This is a genomic window from Pseudomonas sp. B21-047 (genome assembly GCF_024748775.1).
GTDB classification, from domain to species: domain Bacteria; phylum Pseudomonadota; class Gammaproteobacteria; order Pseudomonadales; family Pseudomonadaceae; genus Aquipseudomonas; species Aquipseudomonas capeferrum.
The window spans coordinates 3,755,355-3,772,715 of sequence record NZ_CP087169.1 but is presented as its reverse complement, the minus strand read 5'-3'; the positions used below and the strand labels follow the sequence as shown (position 1 = coordinate 3,772,715).

Genomic DNA, 17,361 nt, shown 5'->3' with positions numbered 1-17,361 from the left:
CAGCGCTATAAACCCTCGACGCACACCCGATTGCGCCCCTGTTGTTTTGCGCTGTAAAGCGCCCGGTCTGCCTTGCTCAATGCATCGCCAGGCTCGCTGCCTGCATGGCCAGGCCAATGCGCCACGCCCAGCGACACGGTTACTGCCCCCACCGGTTCCACCGGCGTATCCTGCACCGCCGCCCGCAGCCGCTGCGCCACCGCTGCGGCAACCTCCAGGCTGGCCCCCGGCAGCAGCATGAGAAACTCCTCGCCGCCGGTGCGACACAGCAGGTCGCCTTCGCGGCAACAACGCCGCATGAGCTCGGCTAGCCGCTGCAGCACCTGGTCGCCGACCTCATGCCCATGCCCATCATTGACCCGCTTGAAGTGGTCGATATCCAGCACGATGGCCGAAAATGCCCGCCCTTCGGCCTCCAGCAGCGACAGGCTGAAATCCAGGCTGCGGCGGTTGCCCAGCCCGGTCAGCGGGTCGGTCTGGGCATCGCGGTTCAGCCGGCCGATGCGCTCTTGCAGCAGGTTGAGCCCGAATAGCAGCGCACGTTTGAGTTCGGCCGCCTCGAAGTACCAGGCCGGCACCCGATGCAGGCGCTCGGCGGTGCCCGCGCGGTCCATCGACCTGGCCCCGGCCGCCAGTTGCCAGAGTGGCCGGGCGATGGTCATTGCCAGCCACCACAGCACCAGGCTGCCGACCAGTGCCAGCGGCGCGGAGGTGCCCACCACGTTGAGCACAAGGCGGCTCAGCGGTGCCACGGTCTGTTCCAGCGGTTGCTGCGCCACCACCCCCCAGCGAGCGCTCGGCACCGTGGCGAAGCCTGCCAGCATGGGCACGCCCTGGCTGTTGGTAAGCTGGCGGGTACCGCTGTCCAGTGTCGCCAGTTGATCGATCAGCGCGTTGCCTTCCACCACCGTGCCTACTCGCTGGCTGTCCGGGTGATAGAGCAGGCGGCGATTGCGGTCGACCACATAGAGGTACGAGCCATCCTTGTAGAAGTGCTCGCCCAGCAGGCTGTTGAGGATGTTGCGCTCGCGCAGGTACAGGCTGCCGCCGACGTACCCCAGGTAGCGGCCATTGCTATCGAAGATGGGTTGCGACAGTGCCACCACCAGGTTGTTGGCGGCTGACAGGTAGGGTGTCGAAACCAGCGCCCTGCGCTCATGCAAGGCTTCCTGAACACCGGGTGACTGCACCTTGGTGTTCAGGTAGTGGCGCAATGTAGCAGGGGATATGGCCCGCAGGATGCCTTGGGCATCGACCACGAAGGTCGAGTTGAAGGCCATGCCTTGGTGCAACACGCGATCGGTTTCTGCCTGCAGGGCGTCGGCATCGGCCAATTGGTTGGCTTGTACCCCGGCGCTGAACGCCAACTGCCGCAAGGCGCTGGCGATGAAGGTCTCAGTGATCGAGGCCAGTTTTGCTGCGTACACCCGGTTGGCCTCCAGGGCGTGGTCGATCAGCAACTGGCGCTGAACTCGATAGCTGGCGAAATAACTGGCGCAGAGCATGACCAAGGCGGTCAGGGCGCAAAGAACCAGAATGAGCGAGCGTAGATCCAGGCGCAATCCATGCTTGGTGTGTGTCAATCCTGACCTCGCTGGTACGAAAAGGGAGTAACCCTGCTTTTTATAGGTGTAGTGGGCTATTGTCGCCGCAGCCGCGTGCAACGTCGATCAGGAACCTGACTTTTCCTTTGCCAGTGCATCCAGCTCATTCTCGACATCTTGCATGCGCTGCTCGACCAGTGCCTGTACCTTCGCGTCACGGGCGGTTTCGCGCATCAGGGCGGTCAGCTTCTCGCTCAGGCGTTTGCCAGCCTCGGTGTCTTCCATGGCGCGGGCCTTGGCCGGGTCCTGCATGGCTTCGACGATGCTGGCGAATTCGGCGTCGCTGAAGTTCTTCTCGCTGTAGAGCTTGAACAAGTCCTGGCGCTGGTCGTCGACCGTCAGGTGCTTGCGCAGGACATCCCGGATGCTCGCTTCAGGCACTTGCGGGTAGCGGCGTGACAGCAGCGCCGCCATGCGGTCGATGTTGTGCTCATAGGCGTCCTGCAGTGGCAGTTGCGCCAGTATCTGTTGTTCGCGAGAGGGTTTCTGGTCGCAGGCGGCGAGGGCCGCGGTCAGTAGCAGTGGCAGCAGCAACGTCTGGAAGCGGGGCATGGAATGGCCTGGTGGGCGGTCAAGACCTCGGATTATAGCGAGGTCGGCCAGACCGCGACGACCCCTGAATTTGCCAGGGGCGGCCCGCTGCGGTAGAACCTTTGCCCTCACTCCCAAAGCCTTTGCCCCCATGCCGAACTGGATCATCCAAGCCGTCCCGCAGGCAGCCATCGACGAAGTCGTGGCTTTCGTCGACAGCGCCCGCCGCGAGCTCTTCCCCCTGCTCGCCGCTGCACCGTTGCCCCATGACCTGGCTCGTTTTGCCGAGACCTACCTGGACGGCGAAGGCGTGTTCCTCGAAGCCCGCGATCAGGGCCGGCTGGTGGCGGTGATTGGCTATGTCCCCTATGACCATCGCTTTGCCCAGCTTGCGTATCAGCGCATGCACGTGGTCGAGGTGGTGCGCCTGTTCGTCTTGCCGGCGTATCGCCGACATGGGCTGGCCGCGGCGTTGTTCGCCGCGTTGCGCCAGGCGGCCGAGCAGGCGGGCGTCGAGTGCCTGTACCTGCACACGCACCCGTTTCTGCCGGGAGCGATTACGTTCTGGCAGCGCCAAGGGTTCGCGGTGATCGATGTGGAGCAGGACCCGGTGTGGCAAACCACCCATATGCAATTGCAACTGGCATGAGCTGCGCGTAACCGTTCAGAAACCCCCTACAGCTGGCGTTCTGCTGTGCTCAACGCGTTCATTTCAAAAGCACGCCAGCTTGCTTACCTTCCCGCTCACAGCTCGAACCATGCACAAGCGGGAGAATCGCCGATGCCACACATGGCCTTGTACAAGCTCAAACTGCTCGATGAATTCGAAGACCGTAGGGACCTATGGTCATTCGGCCACTTCGAAAACAGGCTGATGGACTTGTGGCGGGGCGCCACGCGCCACGACGCCAAGGGCATCATCAATACGGCGCACAAGGAAGGGCGTTGGCCCAGGACCGTGAAGCGCTACCTGCTGACCAACTACAAGGCATTCGGCAATGTCAGCGCAGAGTTGGGCCAGACGTTTGCCGAAGTGCTTGTGTCGATGACGGCGCAGGAAAAGGCCGAGTGGGGGTTGCAGGCGCAATCCGCTGCGGCACCTTGACCCTGGGACCTGCTTCAGGGCGTGTCAGAACCCGCCCCCCAGCGGCCACTCGACTGCCAGGCGAATCTGATCACCGTCGAGCTCCGCCTGCGCCGTGTTGCCCCGGTGTGCATTATGGCGAATCGAGAACGTGGTGCCCTTGGCCTTGCCACTTTGCACCACGTACCGCGCCTCAAGGTCGCGCTCCCAATGCTTGCCGCCCTTGCCGTAGCCCAGGTACGCATAGCCGCCAGCGGGGTCGACATGCGTGCCATCGATATCGAACCCGCGCACATACAGCGCCGTCAGGTTCAAACCCGGCACCCCGTAGGCGCCCATGTTCAGGTCATACCGCGCCTGCCATGATTTCTCGTTTGGCGCGTTGAAGTCCGACATCTGCACGGCGTTGGCAATGAAGATCGCGCCGCGCGTCACATAGTCGAAAGGCGTATTGCCGTCCACCTGCTGCCAGCCCAGGCTGAAACCGTGCGGCCCCTGGTTGTAACGCGAGACCAGGCTCCAGGTGGTGTTGTCGATGCGCCCGGACAGCGCCTTGCCGGTGTCGGTGGTGCGGTACAGGTTGAGGTCCAGGCTCAGGCTGCGGCGCTCGTCCAAGGCGTGGGTGAGGGTGCTGCCCAGGTAGTGCTGGTTCCAGCTGTCCTCGTAACGTGAGGTATACAGGCTGGCGTTGAAGGCCGCGCCGGGGTTCCAGACCACGCCGGCCAGGTCGAAGCTATTGCCCTGGCGGCCATTGGAGTAGTTCACCACGAACCCCTGATCATGGCTTGAGGCGTTGCGGTCGGTGCTTTCGTTGAAGTGGCCGGCGACCAGCCGGAGCGTGTCGATCTCGCTACTGTTGAGGAAAAAGCCGGTGGCGGTCTCGGGCAGCAAACGGCTGTCGGACGAACTGAACACCGGGGTCTTTACCCGCTGCTCGCCGTAGGACAGCACCGTGTTTGACACCCGCACCTTCAGCGCAGCGCCCGCTCGGCTGTATTCGTTTTTTGGGTGCCCATCGTTGTCGACACCCAGCAGACGCGCCTTGCCGACACGGCCACCGCCACTGTCGAGCTGTACGCCCAGGTAGGCATGGGCATCGACACCGACGCCAACCAGGCCCTGGGTGAAGCCGGACTGGAACGTGCCCATCAGCCCGTAAGCCCATTCCTCAGCCTTGCCGCTGCGTTCGCTTCGGGGCTTGTAGGCATTGCGGCCACTGCTGTTGCGCCCGCCGTGCCGGTAATCGCGCTGGTCGAATACGCTGCGATTAAGCAGGCTCCAACTGCCGTCTTCAATGAAGCCCTTGCTGTTGGACTGGGCAGAGTCAGCCGTCGCGAAAGGAGTAAGCCCCACCAGTGGAAGCGCCAACAACAGGCGCTTCATTGCCCAGCCCCCAGCTTCTGCAGTTGCGCAGCAAAGCGGGCTTGCGCCCGTGCAGGTAGGTTGGCAGGCAATTCGGCAGGCGCCGCGTCACCCACCTGAATGACCATCACCATACCCATCGCCAAGTGCGGAATGCACTGGATGCCGTACACGCCCGGCACGCTGAACTGGTGCTCGTAAGGCTGGTTCAGTTTGCTCTTGAACGCCTGCGCCCCCTGTGGCAGCAACCCTGGCACGCTGGCAGCGTTATGCCCACTCATGGTCGGTAGAAAGCGCACCGTGTCACCGGTTGCGATGTGCAGGTGATCGGGCTCGTAGACCATCGCACCCTGCGTGCCACGGTTGAGCATCTTCACTTCGTGCACCTCTGCCAGCACGGCAGGGGCAAACAGGGTACTGGCGAGCAGCAGGGCGACAGGGCGCAACAGCATGGTGGGAACTTCCTGGTTCAGGGGGCGCGAAAACGCAGAATGCGCGCGCCGTCGAAGGGGTCGGTGAGGTAGTGGGCGCGCACGCCGAAGGTACTCAGCAGGCGCTCGGGGGTGAGCACGTCGAACGGCTTGCCGAGGGCGACCAGGCGGCCTTGGTCGAGCACCGCGACGCGGTCGCAGGTCAGCGCCTGGTTGAGGTCGTGCAGGGCCACCAGGGTGGTGACCGACAGCGCCTGGACCTGTTGCAGCAGGCTCAACTGGTGCTGGATGTCCAGGTGGTTGGTTGGCTCGTCGAGCAATAGCACCTGCGGGCGTTGGGCCAGGGCGCGGGCAATGTGCACACGCTGGCGTTCGCCACCTGAAAGCGAATGCCACAGGCGCGTGCGCAGGTGCAGGGCGTCAAGGTCGGCCAAGGCCTGCTCGACGATGGCACGGTCCTGGCTGGCGAACGGCGCCAGGGCCGACAGCCAGGGGGTACGGCCCAGGGCAACCGCGTCGTATACGCTGATCGCATCAGCTGTGTCCGCCTGCTGCTCGACCAGTGCCAGGGCCTGGGCAATGCGCCGGCGTGGCAGCTGCGCCAGGGGCTCACCCAGCAGGTCGACACGGCCACTGCCAGGCTTGCGCAAGCCCGCCAGCAGTTTTAGCAGGGACGATTTGCCAGAGCCGTTAGGGCCGACGATGGCCAGCGTTTCGCCCTGGATAGCGGCCAGGTCGATGTCGCGCAGCACGCTCCTGCCGCCCAGCTGCAAGCCCAGGCCCTGGCAGGCAAGCGGGGCGATCTGCAGGTTGGCCATGACGGTCATGGGCGCCCCCGTCGGCTGACCAGTATCAGCGCGAACACCGGAGCGCCGATCAGCGCGGTGACCACGCCCACCGGGATCACCTGGCCTGGGATCAGCGTGCGCGACAGGATATCCGCAGTGATCAGAAACAATGCTCCACCCAGTGCGCTGGCCGGCAGCAGGCGGCTATGCCCGGGGCCGAGCAGCAGGCGCAGGGCGTGGGGAATTACCAGCCCGACAAAGCCGATGGCGCCGACGATGGACACCATCACTGCGGTCACCAGCGCGGCGCAACTGATCAACAGCAATTGGGTACGCCGCACCGGGATCCCCAGGGATGCCGCCGAATCGGTGCCGAAGGTAAAGGCATCCAGTGCGCGGCGATGCCACAGGCACACCACCAGCCCGAACAGCGCCACCGGCAATGCCAGCCACACCGACGGCCAGCGCACGCCGCTGAGGTTGCCCAGCAGCCAGAACAGAATGCCGCGTGCTTGCTCGGCGGTGGCCGACTTGGTGATGAGAAAGGCGGTAAGGGCGGTGAACAGCTGCGAGCCGGCAATGCCGGCAAGGATCACCTGAGCATTGTTGTTGCTCGGCCCGGCAGCGCGGGCTAGCACCAGCACCAGCGTGAAAGCCGCCAGCGCGCCGATGAAGGCACCGCCTGACATGCTCAGGGCCACGCTGCCCAGTCCCAGTAGGCCGACCAGCACCGCGCCGGTCGAGGCGCCAGCGGACAACCCCAGCAGGTAGGGTTCGGCCAGCGGGTTGCGCAGCAGCGCCTGCAGGATCACCCCGCACGTGGCCAGCCCGGCGCCGCAGGCGGCCGCCACCAGGGTGCGGGTCAGGCGGTAGTTCCAGACGATCCCGGCGTCGATCGGGTCGACCGGGTAACCGGCCTGCCACAGGTGATTGGCCAGCACCTGGTAGACCACGTTCGGCGCCAGGTCGCTCTCGCCGATCGCGGTACCGGCCAGCAGCGCGGCGCACAGGGCTGCCAAGGCCAGGACGCTGTAAGGCAACAAGCGGCTCATCACTGTGCCGCTTTACCGCTGGCGAACGCCGCAGACAGGGTCTGCAGGCCTCGGAACAGGCGGATGCCGGCCTGCATGGCGTCGGCGTCAAGGACGATGATGCGGTCGTGCTTCACCGCGTCCATGTTGCGGGTTACCGGGTCGTTGTGCAGGAACTCGAGTTTTTTCTGGTAGTCGTCTGCGGGGAAGCGGCGGCGGTCCATGCGGGCGATGATCAGCCAGGTCGGGTTGGCCTTGGCCAGGGTTTCCCAGCCCACGGTCGGCCATTCTTCGGTGGACTCGACCACGTTGCGTACGCCCAGGGTGCGCAGCATGAAGTCGGCGACGCCTTGGCGGCCAGCCACATAGGGGTCGATATCCAGGTCGGCGCTGGAGAACCAGAATAGTGCCGAGGTGTTGGACAGGTCCTTGCCGGCCAGTTGCGCCGTGGCGCTGTCCAGGCGGCCCTTGAGGTCGGCGTTCAACGTCGCACCGCGGTCTTGCACGTCGAAGATCTCCGCCAGCTGGCTGACGCTTTTATAGATGCTGTCGACCTGGAATGCCTGCAGGCGGGTGCCATCGGCACCCACCAGGTTGTCCTTGCCTTCGCAGTCCGAGGGCAACAGGTAGGTCGGGATCTTCAACTCGTCGAACTGTTCGCGGGTACCCACCACGCCTTGAGCGCCGACCATCCACTCGAATTGCACCGCCACCAGCTGCGGACGCTTGCCCACCACAGCCTCGAAGCTCGGGTCGTTGTCGGCCAGGCGCTCGACCTTGTCGTTCATGGCCTTGAACTCGGGCAGCACGTTGTTGAACCACAGCGACGTGCCGGCCAGCGTGTGGCCCAGGCCCAGTGCATAGAGGATTTCGGTGCCGGCCTGGCCGATGGTGACCGCACGCTCGGGGGCGTGGGCGAAGGTCTGTGGCATGCCGCAGTTGTCGACCGTGAGCGGGTAGTGGGTGGCAGCCTGGGCCAGGCCAGTGAGGCCGAGGCCAGCGATCAGGGCGGCAATACGGGGCAGCATGGTGGGGCGATCTCCTATCGAATGGTTCACGGCATGAACGCACGGACAGGCATCGCCAATGCCCCTTGCGCAGGGCAGGGGGCAGCACCCGCAAACGGGTGGAGATGGCCATCCCGGACACCCCGCCGGTTGGTGGATTTTCGCCGGCAGGTCTCCTGACTGGTGCGTCATGGCCCGGCTCCAGCCTTCCCGGATTGATCCAGTGGCATTGATGGAGCAGGCTCGGCACCTACAGTTGCGGGGGCAGTTCCGTTTGGCCCGGTGACGGGCCTGGGATTCCCTATTGATTCCGTGGTGGAAACCGGCGGCCCGCATGGTAGACCATCAGGCAACCGGGTGAAAACGCTTTTCAGAAGTACTTCAGCCAGGTGATGTCACGCCGCCGCGCCTTCATACGGGCGAACCCGCGTACCGGCAGGTACAGCGACACGGCCAGCAACGCGGCACTCAGCCACACCGCGGTGATGCCGTCGAAGCCGAAATAATCACCCTGGTTGTGACCGAACAGGGCGACGCAGGCCAGGTACAACAGCTTCAGCACATACAGGTGCAGCAGGTAGAAAAACATCGGTGCTGCGCCGTACACCGCAAGGGCGCTGATCCAGCGCGCCTGGCCGACGCGCTCGAAGCCGCGCAACAGCAGCAGGCCGCAGCCCAGGGTGAGGGCGAGGAACAGCAAGCTGGGCGGGTACTTGGTGATGTTGAAGAAGCTCATCAGTGTCTGCGTCAACGTCGGGTACCCGCTCCAGGGGGCTTCGCCATAGCCGTTGAGCATGCGCAGCACGATAAAGCCGAGCAGCGCGATCGCCCCGGCCAGCAACAGCCGGTGTTGGCGTTGACCTGCATCGCTGTTGCGGGCGAACCAGGGGCCGAGGCCGTAGCCCAGGGCGATCACGCCGATCCAGGGCAGCACAGGGTACGAGGTGCGCAGGCGCAGGTTGTCGGAAAACGCCAGCCAGCCGCGATCATGCAGGATCGCCCACGGCACGTGCATGGCCGACTCTGCGCCGAAGTGCAGGTGGTCGAGCAGGTTGTGGCCGCCGACGATGATTGCACCCAGGGCGATCAGCGCCGCACGTGGCAACCACACCAGCAGCGACAGCGCGATCATGCTCACGCCGATAGCCCAGATCACCTGCAGGTAGACCACGCTCGGGGGCAGCTGGAAGGTCCAGGCGAAGTTGACCAAGGTGAACTCCAGCACCACCAGAAATAGCCCGCGTTTGAACAGGAAGGCGCAGACGTCGCTGCGGCCCTGATACTTCTCGCCATACAACCAGGCCGACAAGCCAGTCAGCAGGACGAACACCGGCGCACACAGGTGGGCCAGGGTGCGGCTGAAGAACAGCGATGGGTCGGTGGCGTCGATGGCCATCGGGTCGCTGACCTGGCGATGGAGGAAAAAGGTCTCGCGGACGTGGTCCAGGAGCATGAACAGGATCACCAGGCCGCGCAGGGCATCGATGCTCTGCAGGCGCTGGGTGAGGAGAGTGGGGGTTGCGCTGGCGCTGGTCATGAGGGGTCGCTGGTAGGAATGAAGTGTTGTTATGAAATGTTATCTTATATCTTTATTCGGGTTTCCGGCAATGACGGTTTAGGAATTCAGGCATACACCCCACCAACTACCTTGCGCGTCAATTTTTGGCGCCCCAGAAATACCTTTTAAAAACATGGCATTGCGCGTTCTAACTGATTTCTTTTCGAACTTTCTCGACAGCGTGTGTCTCGAACCGATCGTTCATCATTTATTCACAAGTCATGGAGACTCCACGCATGTCCGCTCGTCATCTGCTGCGTCACACCTGCCTGCTTGCCCTTATGGCATCGCCCCTGGCGGCCACCGCCGCGCCCAGCACCGACCCTCTGTTCACCTTCGGCCTGCTGGGTGCCTACGACAACTTCAAGTTCGAAGGGGGCAGCGAAACCGACAAGGAACACCTGGGCCAGGGCGGTGTGTTCGCTACCTTCGGCAACAAGATGACCGCCGAATCCGGCTTCATCTATCAGGTCGGCGCCGAGGCCAAGTACGGCAAGAAGAACGACAACAAACTCAAGGAAGCCCAGGCCGATCTCGACCTCGGCTGGCGTGCGGCGCTGGATGCCCGCAACTTCGTCGACGTGACCGTGGGCGGTGGTTACAGCTGGTCGCGCTTCGAGCCCGAAATCAACGACCTGGATACCAAGCTCACGGTCAAATCGCCCTTCGCCAAGGCCGCGCTGGGCTACAACCACCAGTTCGACGCCTCGACCCTGCGCGTGGAAGTGGGGGCACGGCATACCCTCGATGGCCGGGCGCGCCTGAAGGTGGATGATTTTGGCAGTGACAGCGTGGACCTCAAGGACCGCACCAACCCTTATGCCGAGGTAACGCTGCTGATGAACCAGCAGGGCGGCATGCCGGTGCAGGCCGGGGTCTACTACACCCGCACTGAATACAAGCTCGATGGCGACTCGCCCGTGGCGGACAACACCAAGCTCAAGCGTGACGAGTTTGGTTTCAAGGTCGGCTTGGCGTTCTAAGCCGCGATTGGCCAACGCCGTGGTACGTGTAGGAGCCGCGCAAGCGTGCTCCTACCCCGGGGTTGGCGATTAACGCCCGCGCCGCCGCGACACCCGGGCCTCGATATTCTTGCGCCCGATCAGCAAGGCGGGTTTTTCCACCACGGGCTCATCCGCCAGCCACTTGTACATCACCAGGCAATCCACCAGGCCCAGGCGGGCGTGGCGGAATGCCTTGGGCAGGCGGCCGACGGTGTCGAAGCCAAGCTTGTGCCACAGCGCCACGGCCACTTCGTTGCTGGCCACGACCGAATTGAACTGCAACGCAAGAAACCCTTCCTGACGCGCCAGCTTCTGCGAATGCTCGCACATAGCACGGGCCACGCCACGGCCGCGTGCGGCCTCGCACACCATGTAGCCACAGTTGCCCACATGGGCACCGGGGCCGGCGGCATTGGCTTTGAGGTAGTACGAGCCCAGCAGCTCACCGGCGTCCTCAAGCACCCACGTATGCAGGGGTAGCTCCAGCCACAAGTGCCGGGCCTGTTCGACGCTCAAGGCGGGGTCGAAGGCGTAGGTTTCGCGGGCCTGGACAATGGCCTGGAAGGTGGGCCAGAAGCGCTCGAAGTCCTCAAGCGTCATGGGGCGGATGTGGCTCATGGTGGATCCTGCAATGGCTGGCCGCCAAGTCTGGGTGGCGCGGCGCCATCGCGCAAGGGCGATGCGCCGCGTGGGCTCAGCCGGTGGCCTTGCCCACTGCATCCATGGCGCGGGCCGAGTAGACCAGTGCGGCCCCGGCATTCATCGCCACGGCCACACCGAGGGCCTCGGCGATCTCTTCACGGCTGGCGCCGTGTTTCACCGCTTGTTGCGAGTGCACGGCGATACAGCCGTCGCAGCGGGTGGTCACGGCCACTGCCAGGGAGATCAGCTCACGGGTCTTGGCGTCCAGGTGGTTGGTCTTGGCGCCCGCACCGCTGGCGGTCATGTAGCCGGCCACGGTGTCGGGGGACAACTGCTTGAGGTCGCCGATGCCGGCCATCAACTGCTTACGGTAGGCGTCCCAGTCCATCATGCTCATCGTCTTCACCTTGGGAAGGGTTGCGAGTGGAGCTTTCAGGCTAGTCGATGTTAGGGATGCCTGTGTGCTGTCTGTGTAGGAGCGGCCTTGCGTCGCGAACGGGCTGCGTAGCGGCCCCTGTATTTCAGCGTCACGCAAGTACCCAGGGGCCGCTACGCAGCCCGTTCGCGACGCAAGGCCGCTCCTACAATGACAGCACCCACGGCGAAGCGTCAGATGTAGATAAACACCAGTACCAGCGCTGCCACCACCGCCCACTTCTCCAGGTAGTAGCGCATGCGGTTGCGCTTTTTCAGCGCCTTGCCGCGCTCGCGGATCTTGTAGATGCGGGTGAACAGCCGGTTGATGCCGCCGGTCTTGTCGTTGGCATCGTTGGGCGCGGCAGCGGCAGCCATGACGTTGCGGCTGAACCATCGGTTGAATGCGGTTGCCCAGCGGTACTTGAGCGGGCGCTCGACATCGCAGAACAGAATGATGCGGTTGTGCTCGGTGGTGTTGGCGGCGTAGTGGATGTAGGTTTCATCGAAGATCACCCCCTCACCGTCGCGCCACGAATACTTCTCGCCGTCCACATCGATGTAGCAGCCGTCGTCGTTCGGCGTGTCCAGGCCCAGGTGGTAGCGGTAGGACCCGGCATACGGGTCGCGGTGGCGCACCAGCTTGGCGCCCGGTGGCAGGGTGGCGAACATCGCCGCCTTGACCGTGCCGATACCTTGCAGCAACTCGGTGGTACGCGGGCACAGGGCCATGGCAGACGGGTGGCTTTCGCCGTACCACTTCAGGTAGAAGCGCTTCCAGCCGGTCTTGAAGAACGAGTTGAAGCCCACGTCGTCATAATTCTCGGACTTCTTGATTTCGCCCACGTGCAGCAACTGCTGAGCCTCGGCACGGATTTCCTGCCAGTGATCCTGCAGCGGTTGCAGTTCAGGGAAGGCCTCGACCGGCAGGTAAGGTTTGGCCGGGTGCTTGGAAAACAGGTAAAGGAAGCTGTTGACCGGCGCCAGGAAGCTGGAGTGGTCGCCCAGTTGGCGAGTCAGCTTGTGACGAACCCGACCGCGCAGGTGAACATAGGCGATCGAGAGAACGAAAAGGAGTACGAGTGCAATTTTCATGGACGTTTACTTGTCGAAAAATGGCCATGCGCCATGGCATAAGCTCGCCAGCATAAACAATCATGGGGGCAGTTTGTACTTATTGTTACGTGACTACCGCGCGACTTAGGTGTAATGGCCTAGCGCTTGCGCAAACGATTCACGCCAAGGAGATCAAATGGTTCAGGACGCTCGCGCCAGTGGCGCCCCCTTCAAACGGCTGTTTTTCGCCTTGCCGGTCAGCGATGTCCAGCGCCGTGCCCTGGCCCAGTGGCGGCGCGGCTTGAACCTGCGCAGCGGCAAGCCGGTACCGGCCGACAACTTCCATGTGACGCTGCTGTTTTTGGGGGATGTGGACACTGCCCTGGTGCCGGCGATCTGCGCTGCGGTCGACGTGCTCAAGCGCCCGGCTGCGCCGCCGCGCCTGTTGCTTGACCGCTTGCAGGTGTGGCCGCGCGCCGGCGCCCTGGTGCTTGAGCCGCAACAAACGCCGCCGGCCTTGTTGCAGCTGGTCTATGGCTTGCAGCAGGCGCTGCTGCCCTTGGGCCTGGAGGCGGCGAGCCGCGAGTACCGCCCGCACCTGACCTTGTCCAGGGACTATCGCGGCCAGCCGCCAGAGGCCGCCAGCGCCCCGGAGTTCTTCCTGGCCGCGCGGCATTTCACCCTGTACGAGTCGCGCAAGGGCGTTTACTGGCCGCTTGCGCAATGGCCGATGGCCGACTGACGCCTGCTCGGAACGTTCTGCTGCTTAAAACTCAGGGGTGTACTTGACCGTCAGCATGAAGTTGCGCGGTTCGCCGTAGTTGTTGCTGCCATTGAGCTGGTTGAAGCCGGCGACCCAGTACTTCTTGTCGAACAGGTTGTTGGCGTTCACTGCCAGGTTCACTTCCGGCGTCAGCTGGTAGGCCAGGCGCGCGCTCCATACGGTGTAGCCGGGCACGGTGTAGGTGCGCTCGTAGCCCAAGGTGTGGCTTTGGCTGGTGAAGCCCAGGCCGGTGCTCCAGCGCTGGCCGTCCAGCGGCAGGGTGTAGTCGGCCCAGGCGCGCAGCATGTGCTTGGGGGTCCACTGGCTGAATACGCGGCCTTCGTTATCTGGGTCGTCGAGGAACTTGGTGGTGTTGTAGGTATAACCTGCGAACAGTTGCAGGCCGCTGAGCACCTCGCCGCTGATCTCGGCCTCGATGCCCTGGCTGCGCACCTTGCCCGCTGCGGTGGAGCAGTACCCGCCATCACAGGCAAAGCCCGAGGCCACGTCGGTAACCGCGCGGTTTTCCTGGTCGTAGCGGAACAGCGCCAGCGAGGCGTTGACGCGGCCGTCCAGCAACTCGCCCTTCAGGCCCGTTTCGTAGTTGCTGCCGATCACCGGCTTGAGAGGGGCATTGCCGAGGGCGCGCTCGGTCTGCGGGACGAAGACATCGGTGTAGCTGGCGTACCAGGCCCATTCGCGGGTCAGGTCGTAGACAAATCCTGCATACGGTGTCACTTCCCCTGTTTCGGTCATGTGGCTGGTGGGGTTGACCTGGCCTGGGTTGAGGCCGCGGTAAGTGGTAGTGGCATAGCTGTAGTCGAACCAACTGACACGCGCCCCCAGAATCAGCGTCAAACGGTCAGTCGGCTTGACCCGCCAGGCACCGTACAAGCCTTTTTGGCGAATATCATAGGCGCTGCGTTCGGAACGCCCGAAGGGGGTTGCAAGCAAGCTGTCGCGGCTGGGCTCGGGGCGATCATGGTCGATGTCGAAAATGTTGTCATTGCCACCAAAGGTGCGCCAGTAACCATCATCGGTGGTCAGCTTGGAGTAGTTGCCACCGAGGGTCACCTCGTGGGCCAGGGGGCCGGTGTCGAAGTGCCCCACCAGGTTCATGTCCAGGCCCAGTTTGGTTGAGTGGAAGTCTGTGATCCAGTCGGCATATTCGAGGCCACTGCCGTCAGGCTCCAGGCCTTCCAGCACCGTTTGCGTCCGTTGATGGGTGGACGTGTTGGTTTCGCCCATACGCAGGGCTGCAGCCTTGAAGGTCCAATCGTCGTCGAAGCGGTGCTCAAGGTCCAGGTAGTAGGTGGTGACGTCAGTCTGCGCCCGGTTCCAGCGGGCGCCGGTGAAGGTCGAGCGTGGCAGGTCAACCGGTTCACCGGTGGCATAGCGAGGGATGCCACGCAGCATCGGCCGCGACTGCTGGCGGTTGTAGCTGATGCCGGCACCCACGGTGGTGGCGTCGTTCAGGTCGATGTCCAGTGCGCCATACAGCGAGTGCGATTTGCTCCACTGGTAGTCGATGAAACTGTCGCTCTGGTCCTCGTCGGCGACAAACCGACCGCGCACACGCCCATCGGCGGTCAATGGGCCGCCTGCGTCCAGTTGCAGGCCATAGTGGTCCCAGGAGCCGGCCTTGCCGGTGACAGTGACCGTCGGGGTGGCCTGGCCACGCTTGCGCACGAGATTGATCGCGCCGCCGGGGCTGCCGGTACCTTGCAACAGGCCCGAGGCGCCGCGCAGCACCTCCACGCGGTCGAAGAACACCAAGTCCTGGGTTGCCCAGTTGCCCAGCGAGTAGGTGTTGCGTGGAATCGGCACGCCGTCGTACTGCCAGTCGTCGATCTGGAAGCCGCGCGAAGTCACCACCACGCCAGGGCCGATGCCCTGTGCGCCGACGATCCCGGTGGTGTGGTTGAGTGCATCCTGCAGGTCGGTGATGCCTTGGTCGTCCAGCTGTTTACGGGTGATCACCGTTACCGACTGGGGGATTTCCTTGAGGCTGTGGGTGCCTTTGCCAAGGGTCACCGCACGGGCTGCGTACGAACCACTGCCTTCGCTGGTGGCATCCAGGTAGTTGTCGGTGATGCTGGTACTGCCAAGCTCCAGCACGTCGGTCTCAGGGGTGGCCGGGGCGACGCTGAAGTGCCCGCTGCTGGTGAGCCGCAATTGCAGGCCGCTACCGGCAAGGGCGGCTTGCATGGCTTGCTCGGCGCTCATCTGGCCGACCACCGCGGGCGCTTGCTTGCCACGCACCCGTTGCGGTTCGAGGGCGATGATGTAGCCGCTCTGGCTCGCGATCCGGTTAAGGGTGGTAGCCAGGCTGGCGGGCGGCAGGTCGAACGCCAGGGTCTGCACCTGGGCATGGGCGTTGAGGCTGGTCAGGGCGACGACGAGGGGCAGGGCGCGGGGCCAGAGGTTGAGCACAGAATTCTCCCGAATGAAGTGGCTTGTCAGGAGATAGGTGGGACGAGAAACGAAAACCGGACACGTCTGCGAATGATTTTCACAAATATTTTCATTTATTGTGCTCGGGGCCGATCATCATCAGCCACGGGCCATAGCGCTCGACGCTGATCGGCAGGGCCTCGGCCAGGGCCGCCAGCGCCTGCTGTGGCTGGTTCAGCGGGAATACACCTTGCACGCGTATGTCTCGTACCGCTGGCGCTACCCGGATATAGCCCCGTTGGTACGGCCGCAGCGCATCGACCACGGCATGCAGCGGTTCGTCGAGCACTTCCAGGCGGCCCTGCAGCCAGGCTGCACGTTGTTGTTGCTCGCCATCCAGACGCTGGATGCCATCGCTGCGCAGCAGTGCTGCCTGCCCCTGTTGCAGGTCTTGCCAGCGGCCATCGGGCAGGCTGGCGCGCACGCTGTGCTCGAACACCACAACGCGGGTGGCGTTGGCTTCCTGGCTCACCAGGAAACGGGTGCCCAGCGCCTGCACCTGCCCTTGCGCCGTGCGCACCCGCAGCGGCCGTCGCGGGTCTGCCGCGACCTGGATCAACAGGTCTCCGCGGCGCAGTATCAGCAGCCGTTGGTTGGCATCGAAGTCCAGGTCGACGGCACTGCCACTGTTGAGGCTCAGGCGGCTGCCATCGGCCAAGGTGAAGCTGCGCCGTTCGCCACTGGCGGTGTGCAGGTCGGCCAACCAGTTTTGCGCCCCGTCGCTGCGCCAGCCGCCCCAGGCTGCGGCAGCAGCGACGCTCAGGCCAGCCAGGGCCCCCAGCACTTCGCGCCGGGAGTGGGTGGGGGCGAGCAAGACCTGGCGCGCATCGGCGGCATGCCCGGGGGCGCGCCGGTCCAGCGCGCGCAACGCGGCAAACGGGCTGCCGACGCGCTGTTGCAAGCGGTCCCAGGCCCGTTGGTGCGCGGGGTCCTGGCGCAACCAGTGGGCCAGGCGTTGCAGCAATGCCTCGTCTGGCGTGCCGGCTTTCAGCGCGACCATCCAGTCGATGGCCTGCTCGCTTATCGGGTCCAGGCCGGCTGCGCTCATGCTTGCACCTCGCACAGGTAGCACTGGCGCAGGGCCTGCTTCATGTAGCGGCTGACGGTGCGTTCACTGATCTGCAGCCGGGCGGCGATGTCGACATAGCTCATGCCGTCGAGCTGGCTGAACAGGAAGGTGGCCTTGACCACGGCGGGCAAACCGTCCAGCACCTTATCGATGGCCACCAGTGCCTCGATCAGCAGCAGTTGCTCTTCGGCCGAAGGGGCGACTGGCTCGGGCAGCAGTGCCAAGCGTTCGAGGTAGGCCACTTCGAGTTGGCGGCGGCGATGCCGGTCGAAGATCAGCCGCCGGGCGATGGTCGAGAGGTAGGCGCGCGGCTGCTGGATGCTGTCCGGGTCGACACGTGCGCCGAGCATCTGGCAGAACGCTTCGGCCGCAGTGTCTTCGGCGTCGGCGCGATTGCGCAGGCGTTTGAAGATGTGTTGGAGCAGCCAGCGGTGATGGTCGCTGAAGAAGAAGCCCAGCTTGCGGGTCGAGGTGCTGTCCAACGCCTGGCATCCAGTTGTGAGTGTGAATCGTTCTCAATGGTAGCTGGGGAGTCTGGTGGGTAGCAATGGGGGCGTGGGTCT

At 64.2% G+C, this 17,361-nt stretch carries 18 protein-coding genes and 1 riboswitch; of the genes, 4 read left to right on the top strand and 14 right to left on the bottom strand.

Translation table 11 applies throughout. From position 1 onward, the window contains the following. Positions 1–5 precede the first annotated feature (5 nt). Complete coding sequence (locus LOY26_RS17165) at positions 6–1,583, bottom strand: diguanylate cyclase (RefSeq protein WP_186663162.1); 1,578 nt, start codon at positions 1,581–1,583, stop codon at positions 6–8. Between the two features lie 87 nt (positions 1,584–1,670). After that, complete coding sequence (locus tag LOY26_RS17160) at positions 1,671–2,156, bottom strand: hypothetical protein (RefSeq protein WP_186654908.1); 486 nt, start codon at positions 2,154–2,156, stop codon at positions 1,671–1,673. A gap of 130 nt (positions 2,157–2,286) precedes the next feature. Here LOY26_RS17160 and LOY26_RS17155 point away from each other — a divergent pair, with 130 nt between their 5' ends. Both LOY26_RS17155 and LOY26_RS17150 read left to right on the top strand, forming a co-directional pair. Then, positions 2,287–2,784: a GNAT family N-acetyltransferase gene (locus LOY26_RS17155; RefSeq protein ID WP_186663161.1), complete on the top strand. Its 498-nt coding sequence runs from the start codon at positions 2,287–2,289 to the stop codon at positions 2,782–2,784. Positions 2,785–2,916: 132 nt separating this feature from the next. Further along, positions 2,917–3,240: a hypothetical protein gene (locus LOY26_RS17150; RefSeq protein ID WP_033698953.1), complete on the top strand. Its 324-nt coding sequence runs from the start codon at positions 2,917–2,919 to the stop codon at positions 3,238–3,240. Positions 3,241–3,264: 24 nt separating this feature from the next. Here the strand turns inward: LOY26_RS17150 and LOY26_RS17145 are convergent, their stop codons facing one another. The 6 genes from LOY26_RS17145 to LOY26_RS17120 all read right to left on the bottom strand — a co-directional run bounded on the left by LOY26_RS17145 (position 3,265) and on the right by LOY26_RS17120 (position 9,375). Further along, complete coding sequence (locus LOY26_RS17145) at positions 3,265–4,602, bottom strand: OprD family porin (protein WP_186654900.1); 1,338 nt, start codon at positions 4,600–4,602, stop codon at positions 3,265–3,267. Continuing rightward, entirely contained in the window at positions 4,599–5,033 is a 435-nt protein-coding gene (locus LOY26_RS17140; protein WP_186654897.1) for a pseudoazurin, read from the bottom strand. Before LOY26_RS17140 ends, LOY26_RS17145 begins: the two co-directional genes overlap by 4 nt. 17 nt (positions 5,034–5,050) lie before the next feature. Beyond that, the gene (locus LOY26_RS17135; RefSeq protein WP_258713917.1) at positions 5,051–5,839 is read right to left on the bottom strand and encodes an ABC transporter ATP-binding protein; all 789 of its coding nucleotides are present in this window, start codon (positions 5,837–5,839) and stop codon (positions 5,051–5,053) included. Then, on the bottom strand, positions 5,836–6,852 hold the full coding sequence (locus LOY26_RS17130; protein WP_033698945.1) for an iron ABC transporter permease: 1,017 nt from the start codon (positions 6,850–6,852) through the stop codon (positions 5,836–5,838). Before LOY26_RS17130 ends, LOY26_RS17135 begins: the two co-directional genes overlap by 4 nt. Next, positions 6,852–7,859 carry an ABC transporter substrate-binding protein gene (locus LOY26_RS17125; protein ID WP_047581045.1) on the bottom strand — a complete coding sequence of 336 codons (1,008 nt, stop codon included), beginning with the start codon at positions 7,857–7,859 and terminating at the stop codon, positions 6,852–6,854. Before LOY26_RS17125 ends, LOY26_RS17130 begins: the two co-directional genes overlap by 1 nt. Before the next feature lie 127 nt (positions 7,860–7,986). Continuing rightward, positions 7,987–8,180, bottom strand: a riboswitch (cobalamin riboswitch). Between the two features lie 28 nt (positions 8,181–8,208). After that, on the bottom strand, positions 8,209–9,375 hold the full coding sequence (locus tag LOY26_RS17120; RefSeq protein WP_258713916.1) for a DUF1624 domain-containing protein: 1,167 nt from the start codon (positions 9,373–9,375) through the stop codon (positions 8,209–8,211). A gap of 257 nt (positions 9,376–9,632) precedes the next feature. Here LOY26_RS17120 and LOY26_RS17115 point away from each other — a divergent pair, with 257 nt between their 5' ends. Beyond that, positions 9,633–10,379: a porin family protein gene (locus tag LOY26_RS17115; protein ID WP_258713915.1), complete on the top strand. Its 747-nt coding sequence runs from the start codon at positions 9,633–9,635 to the stop codon at positions 10,377–10,379. A 69-nt stretch (positions 10,380–10,448) separates the two neighbouring features. On the opposite strand, the gene LOY26_RS17110 is transcribed toward LOY26_RS17115, so the two are convergent. The 3 genes from LOY26_RS17110 to lpxO all read right to left on the bottom strand — a co-directional run bounded on the left by LOY26_RS17110 (position 10,449) and on the right by lpxO (position 12,551). Then, entirely contained in the window at positions 10,449–11,018 is a 570-nt protein-coding gene (locus tag LOY26_RS17110; RefSeq protein ID WP_186654880.1) for a GNAT family N-acetyltransferase, read from the bottom strand. Positions 11,019–11,094: 76 nt separating this feature from the next. Beyond that, a complete protein-coding gene (locus tag LOY26_RS17105) occupies positions 11,095–11,439 on the bottom strand; it encodes a carboxymuconolactone decarboxylase family protein (protein ID WP_033698936.1) in 345 nt (114 codons plus the stop codon). 212 nt (positions 11,440–11,651) lie between these two features. Continuing rightward, positions 11,652–12,551: a lipid A hydroxylase LpxO gene (gene lpxO / locus LOY26_RS17100; RefSeq protein ID WP_033698934.1), complete on the bottom strand. Its 900-nt coding sequence runs from the start codon at positions 12,549–12,551 to the stop codon at positions 11,652–11,654. Positions 12,552–12,708: 157 nt separating this feature from the next. Between lpxO and thpR the strand changes: the two genes are divergently transcribed. Further along, a complete protein-coding gene (gene thpR, locus LOY26_RS17095; RefSeq protein WP_186654877.1) occupies positions 12,709–13,254 on the top strand; it encodes an RNA 2',3'-cyclic phosphodiesterase in 546 nt (181 codons plus the stop codon). A 24-nt stretch (positions 13,255–13,278) separates the two neighbouring features. On the opposite strand, the gene LOY26_RS17090 is transcribed toward thpR, so the two are convergent. The 3 genes from LOY26_RS17090 to LOY26_RS17080 form a co-directional block, all read right to left on the bottom strand. Then, positions 13,279–15,708, bottom strand: a complete 2,430-nt coding sequence (locus tag LOY26_RS17090; RefSeq protein ID WP_258713914.1) for a TonB-dependent receptor — start codon at positions 15,706–15,708, stop codon at positions 13,279–13,281. A gap of 91 nt (positions 15,709–15,799) precedes the next feature. Beyond that, on the bottom strand, positions 15,800–16,777 hold the full coding sequence (locus LOY26_RS17085; RefSeq protein ID WP_258713913.1) for a FecR domain-containing protein: 978 nt from the start codon (positions 16,775–16,777) through the stop codon (positions 15,800–15,802). Then, on the bottom strand, positions 16,774–17,280 hold the full coding sequence (locus LOY26_RS17080; protein ID WP_186654870.1) for a sigma-70 family RNA polymerase sigma factor: 507 nt from the start codon (positions 17,278–17,280) through the stop codon (positions 16,774–16,776). Before LOY26_RS17080 ends, LOY26_RS17085 begins: the two co-directional genes overlap by 4 nt. Positions 17,281–17,361: the final 81 nt, after the last annotated feature.